This is a genomic window from Mesorhizobium sp. M0437, from assembly GCF_040321335.1.
Taxonomy (GTDB): domain Bacteria; phylum Pseudomonadota; class Alphaproteobacteria; order Rhizobiales; family Rhizobiaceae; genus Mesorhizobium.
On the sequence record NZ_JAMYRK010000135.1, the window covers coordinates 1 to 5,720 of the forward strand.

The following is a 5,720-nucleotide window of genomic DNA, read 5'->3' on the forward strand; positions in this document are numbered from 1 at the left end:
TCGCTCCTTCGCTCAACTGCCTCTCCAAAGAATCCTTTCTCAGCCTAAACTCAACCCCAAAATCGCCATATGCGATTCCCCTGCCCTCGAGGGGGAGATGTCGCCGAAGGCGACAGAGGGGGTCGTCTCGGATGGAGCACCGACCTCTTGCGCCTGCGATAAGGGGCCGAGCCCGGTTGGACCGACCCCCTCTGGCCGCTTCGCGGCCATCTCCCCCTCAAGGGGGGAGATTAGCACGGCCGATTGCGCCCTACGCCGCCTGCGGTTCCGGATCAAAGGCCGGGCGGGTGGTGTTGATCAGCAGCGAGATGCAGGCAGCGGCTATTGCCGTCATGCCGGCAATCAGAAAGGCAAGCTCGTAATTGCCTTGAAGCTCGCGCATGGTGCCGCCGAAAAAGGCCGCCGTTGCCGCACCCACCTGATGGCCGGCGACGATCCAGCCGAAGACGATCGGCCCGCTGCGGTCGCCGAACGCCTCGTTGGAAAGCCTGAGCGTCGGCGGCACGGTGGCGATCCAGTCCAGTCCGTAAAGCACCGCGAAGATGATCAGGCTGGTCGCCGAGAAGCCGGAATAGGGCAGATAGATCAGCGACAGGCCGCGAATGCCATAATAGACGCCGAGCAGCTTGCACGGGTCGAAACGGTCGGTGAGCCAGCCCGACAGCGTCGTGCCGATAAGGTCGAAGATGCCCATCATCGAGAGCAGGCCTGCGGCCTGCACTTCGCCGATGCCCATATCGCCGCAAAAGGCGATCAGATGCGTGCCGACCAACCCGTTGGTGGTGAAGCCGCAAACGAAGAAGGTGGCGAACAGATACCAGAAGACGCGCGTGCCGGCGGCGCGGCGCAGCGTGCTCAATGTATGCGAAAGGAAATTGCCTTGCGAGGCTGGCGGCACCGGCGGCACGTCGTCGGCATCGGCGCCATAGCGGACCATGCCGATCGACGCCGGGCGCTCCGGCACCAGCATATAGACCAGCGGCACCAGGCAGGCGGTGGCCACGGCAATGGCGATGGCGACCGGCTTCCAGCCGCCCGACTGGGCGAGCGAGGCGAGCAGCGGCAGGAAGACCAGCAGCCCGGTGGCACTGGACGCCGACATCAGTCCCATCACCAAGCCGCGATTGGTCTTGAACCAGCGGTTGACGATGGTCGCGCCGAGCACGGTGGCGACGGCGCCCGAGCTGACGCCGGAAAACACGCCCCAGGTGAGGAGCAGATGCCACGGTTTGGTCATCAACAGGCTGAGCGCGGTCGATCCCGACATCAACAGCAGCGCGGCAAGCAAGGTGCGGCGCAGCCCGATCCGCTCCATCAGCGCCGCGGCAAACGGCCCGGTCAGGCCATAGAGGAAGATGCCGGTGGCCGCCGCCAGCGACACCACGTCGCGCCGCCAGCCGAAACTGTTCTCCAGCGGCAGCATCATGACTGCCGGCGCCGAACGCAGGCCCGCTGCGATCAGCAGGCAAAGGAAGATGACGGCGACCACGACGAAAGCGTAGCGCTGGCCAAACGGGCGGGATTGAGCTATCATGTTACTGACCGGTACGTTGCAGGAGCGCGAAACATACGTACCGACCTGTAACATTGTCAACCAGCTAATCGGCAGACCAGGCATGAAAAGCATTGAACCAACGATCAAGGCGAATGACGCACCGCCGCCTCGCGCCGCCGAACGGATTCTCCAGGTGGCGCGCGATCTGTTCTACCGGCAAGGCATCAGGGCGATCGGCGTCGACGAGATCGTGCGGCGTGCCGGCGTCACCAAGCCCAGCCTCTACCGCAGCTTTCCGTCCAAGGACGAGCTGGCCGCATCCTACCTCCGGCACTATGACCTCGAATTCTGGGAGCGTTTCGACGAGGCGGTGGATGCCCATCCCGGCGATCCGCGCGCGCAGATCGTCGCCTTCCTGACGCGTGTCGGCAAGCGTACGCAAAGGCCCGACTATCGCGGCTGCGGCATGACCAATGCCGCGGTCGAATATCCCGAACATGGCCATCCGGCCCGCGTCGTGAGTGAGGCCAATAAGCAGGAACTGCGCCGCCGCCTGCGCGCCATGGCGGCGGCGATGGGCGCCGGCGACGCCGAGACGCTGGGCGACGGGCTGCTGCTGCTGATCGAGGGCGCCTATATTAGCGGCCAGCTGTTCGGTGCCGGCGGACCGGCGCAGTCGGTGGCCCGCAACGCCGATCTTCTGATAGAGGCAAGTTTGAAGAAATAGTGTTCCGTTTTGCCAGACCACTGTGCGCAGCCTGACTTCCTCTAGGCTGCTGCTAAATTTGACGGTACGCTGCGCCCCCTGAACTGAGTTGTTCCGCCATGCGCGCTCTCTTGATCCCGCTTGCCCTCGCCGGTTTCTGCCAGGCGGCCCGGGCCGGCGACATATCCAGCGTCTATACCGATCTCGATTGGGAGAAGGACTGCGTCACCTATGCCCAAGCGGAAGAAGGCAACGGCGACTGGGCCGATCTCGCCTGTTCGGGCTACCGCGGCTACCCGGTGCTGGTTTCCTACGACGATGCGCGGGAATCGCTGTTCTACGGCTTTCCACCTGGCGATATGACCACGGTCTGGGAAAGCTTTTCCGGCCTCAATTCGGCTGGACCCAAGGTCGAGTGGCGGATCGAAACCAACGGCAAAACTGCCATTCCGTTCGCCGTCATTCATCGTCGCTCGATCAGCGATACCGAGGGCGAGAACAAGTCGACGGAAGTGCTGATTGTGGCCAAGGTTGCCCAGCCTGACGCCCACGAAGGCTGCACGATCGGCCTTGTGCTCGCCACCGGCAATCCCGCCGCCAACGATCAGGCGCGCAAGCTTGCCGACGAGAAGGCACGCACCTTCGCCTGCGGCAAGGACAAGCGTGAGGTGCTGGGCGACGCGCCCGCTTTCGGCCGCGTCGACAACTGATTATTTGCGCCCGATAATTACTTGCGCCTGGCCCGCTCGATTGCCTCGACGATCATCTTCTTGGCATAGGCCGCATCGTACCAGCCTTCGATCTTGACCCATTTGCCGGGTTCGAGATCCTTGTAGTGCTCGAAAAAGTGCTGCACTTGCTGGCGGGTGATGTCGGGCAATTGCGTGTATTCGTGGACGTCCTCGTAGCGCAAGGTCAGCTTGGGCGAAGGCACAGCGATGACCTTCTCGTCCTGGCCCGCATTGTCCTCCATCACCAGCACGCCGATCGGCCGCACATTGATGACGCAGCCTGGCACCAGCGCGCGCGTGTTGCAGACCAATACGTCGATCGGGTCACCGTCGCCCGACAGCGTGTGTGGTACGAAACCGTAATTGCCGGGATAGCGCATCGAAGTGTGCAGGAAGCGGTCGACGAACAGCGTGCCGGCCTCCTTGTCCATCTCGTACTTGATCGGCTCGCCGCCGATCGGCACCTCGATTATGACGTTGACGTCCTCGGGCGGGTTCTTTCCGCTGGCAATCGCTTCGATACGCATCGCTTTATCCCTCTCTCGATTGCAGATCGATAGCGGGCGACGGCGAATGGTGCAATGCGGCGAATGGTACGGGGAGACCGTCCTAACCGAAAACCGGCCGGATCATGCGCTGGCCGTCATTCCCAGACGAAAGCGACCTTCTTCAGCGCCTTCTGCTCGAAGATCTCGACGCCTTCGGCAACATCGCGGCCACCGGCGCCGGCATAGAAGGCAAGTGCGTTCTGATTGTCTTCCAGCGCCCAGACCACCATGCCTTTCAGGCCATGGTCGGCCAGCCGTGCCCGCGCGGCCGAGAACAGCCGGCTGCCGAGCCCGATGCCTTGATATTCCGGCCGCAGGTAAAGTTCGTAGATCTCGCCCTGCTGCCTGAGTTCGCGGGCGCGGTTCTTGCCGATCGTCGCATAGCCGGCAATTTTGCCGCCGATTTCGACGACCAGGACGGTGGCAGCGCGGCGAATGGCATTCGCCCACCAGTCGGCGCCGCGGCGGTTGATCATCGATGTCAGCGTGCGGTGCGGGATGATGCCTGAATAGGCGCCGCGCCAGGCCTCGAGATGCACGTCGGCGATGGCGGCTGCATCGCGCGGTTCGGCTTTCCTGATGTCGATGCTCAGCGTATTCATGATTGGTTAACCATAAACCCGCCGCGCCCGATTGCAAGAGTCCGGTCAACCGCCGCGATGCTTTCACACAGCCGGACGGTGCGTCCTTGAGACGCTGCGAAACCGCTTTTGGCGAGATCAAATCTCGACCAGATGGTCGTCCAGTTCGTTGCTGTCGCCGGTCGAGACCGGAAAATGCTCGGCCAGTACCCCACCGACTGCTTGGATCGCCTTGACGAACCCCTCGGCAAGCCGATCGTCGCCGGCATGCGCCGTAAGGTCGCGGACGACACCGTCCCAGACATGCTGGCCGACACGAGAATCGATGCCGCTGTCGGCGACCACCTCGGCGTAGCGCTCGGCAATCGAGACGAACACCAGCACGCCAGTGCGCGCCGTGGTGCGGTGGACGTTGCGGGCGAGGAACTGCTTCATCGCATTGGCGTGGGCGGCCTGGTAGCGCAGCCGCCTCGGCACCAAATGGATGCGCAGTGCCGGCAATGCCCACAACAGGATGAGCACACTGGCAAGCGCCAGAAGCTCGGCGATGACGAAATGCGGCAAGCGGATCGACAGCCACCAGGCTTCCAGCCCGTAACCGACGGCGAGGCTGACGACGAGCATGCTGAGCATCGCCATGAAAGCGGCCGGGAAGAAATAGCTGTCGCTGGCATGCGCCACGACGCAGTAGATCTCGCCGTCGGTCTTTGATTCGGCAGCGCGGATCGCATCGGCGATGCGCTCATGATCCTCGGGGCTGATCGGTCGTGTTGCCATGATTGATGTCTCACCAGCTTCCTGAAGAACCGCCGCCGCCGGACGAGCCGCCGCCGCCTGAAAACCCGCCGCCCGAACTTCCGGACGACCAACCGCTGCCGGAACTTCCAGACGACCAGCCACTGCCTGACGAGGTCCCGGATGTCCAGCTACCGCCGCCGGAAGATGACGAAGCTGGCCCACGGCCGTAGCGGAACGTCATGCCCAGCCACTTGTACACGCCCGGCGACAGCTTCGTGCCGAAGATCGGCGGCAGGAACGCCATTGCCAAGCCGCCGAAGAACATCGTCGCCCACAGGACGATGAACAGCATGAAGATGGGATCGACAGGATTGTCATTCGCCGGATTGCGCTTGCCGCGCGCCTCCAGTTCTTCGGGATTGCCTTCCAGCACCATGATCATGTCGTCGACGGCCTTGCTGATGCCGCCTGAGAAATCGCCGGCACGGAAGGCCGGCACCATGTCGTTTTCGATGATCAGCTTGGTGTGCAGGTCGGTCAGCGTGCCTTCCAGCCCATAGCCGACTTCGATGCGCATCTTGCGGTCGTTCGGCGCCACCAGAAGCAGGACGCCGTTGTTCTCCTTCGCCTGGCCCAGTTTCCAGGCGCGGAACAGCCGGTTGGCGTAAGGCTCGATCTCCTCGCCGTCGAGGCTGGGAATGGTCGCGACGACGATCTGGTCGGACCCTTTGGTCTCGAACTCGGCAAGCTTCTGCGTCAGCGCCGCCTCGGTCGCGGCATCGATGATGCCGGCATTGTCGACGACCCGTCCGGGCAGCGCCGGCAGTGCGGCGGCGAAGGCCGCGAAGCCGACCAGCAGCACCGCCATGGCCAACAGCGCGGTGCCGATCATTTTGGTGAAACGGCCGGATTCCACCGGGG

Annotated in this window: 7 protein-coding genes; 2 read left to right on the forward strand and 5 right to left on the reverse strand. The window is 63.5% G+C overall.

The features are described from left to right. Positions 1-250: 250 nt before the first annotated feature. Positions 251-1,534: an MFS transporter gene (locus NKI72_RS33855; RefSeq protein WP_352852094.1), complete on the reverse strand. Its 1,284-nt coding sequence runs from the start codon at positions 1,532-1,534 to the stop codon at positions 251-253. An 82-nt stretch (positions 1,535-1,616) separates the two neighbouring features. Here NKI72_RS33855 and NKI72_RS33860 point away from each other — a divergent pair, with 82 nt between their 5' ends. After that, complete coding sequence (locus NKI72_RS33860; RefSeq protein WP_352540898.1) at positions 1,617-2,222, forward strand: TetR/AcrR family transcriptional regulator; 606 nt, start codon at positions 1,617-1,619, stop codon at positions 2,220-2,222. A 98-nt stretch (positions 2,223-2,320) separates the two neighbouring features. After that, complete coding sequence (locus NKI72_RS33865) at positions 2,321-2,911, forward strand: hypothetical protein (RefSeq protein WP_352767490.1); 591 nt, start codon at positions 2,321-2,323, stop codon at positions 2,909-2,911. Between the two features lie 17 nt (positions 2,912-2,928). On the opposite strand, the gene ppa is transcribed toward NKI72_RS33865, so the two are convergent. From ppa to NKI72_RS33885, 4 genes are all read right to left on the reverse strand, one after another. Further along, positions 2,929-3,459 (reverse strand): inorganic diphosphatase, encoded by a 531-nt coding sequence (gene ppa / locus NKI72_RS33870; protein WP_352451245.1) that lies wholly within the window; start codon positions 3,457-3,459, stop codon positions 2,929-2,931. A gap of 116 nt (positions 3,460-3,575) precedes the next feature. Further along, positions 3,576-4,082, reverse strand: a complete 507-nt coding sequence (locus NKI72_RS33875) for a GNAT family N-acetyltransferase (RefSeq protein WP_023678138.1) — start codon at positions 4,080-4,082, stop codon at positions 3,576-3,578. A 117-nt stretch (positions 4,083-4,199) separates the two neighbouring features. Beyond that, positions 4,200-4,838 (reverse strand): TPM domain-containing protein, encoded by a 639-nt coding sequence (locus NKI72_RS33880; protein WP_352540896.1) that lies wholly within the window; start codon positions 4,836-4,838, stop codon positions 4,200-4,202. Between the two features lie 10 nt (positions 4,839-4,848). Then, on the reverse strand, positions 4,849-5,715 hold the full coding sequence (locus tag NKI72_RS33885; protein ID WP_502909009.1) for a TPM domain-containing protein: 867 nt from the start codon (positions 5,713-5,715) through the stop codon (positions 4,849-4,851). Positions 5,716-5,720 lie beyond the last annotated feature (5 nt).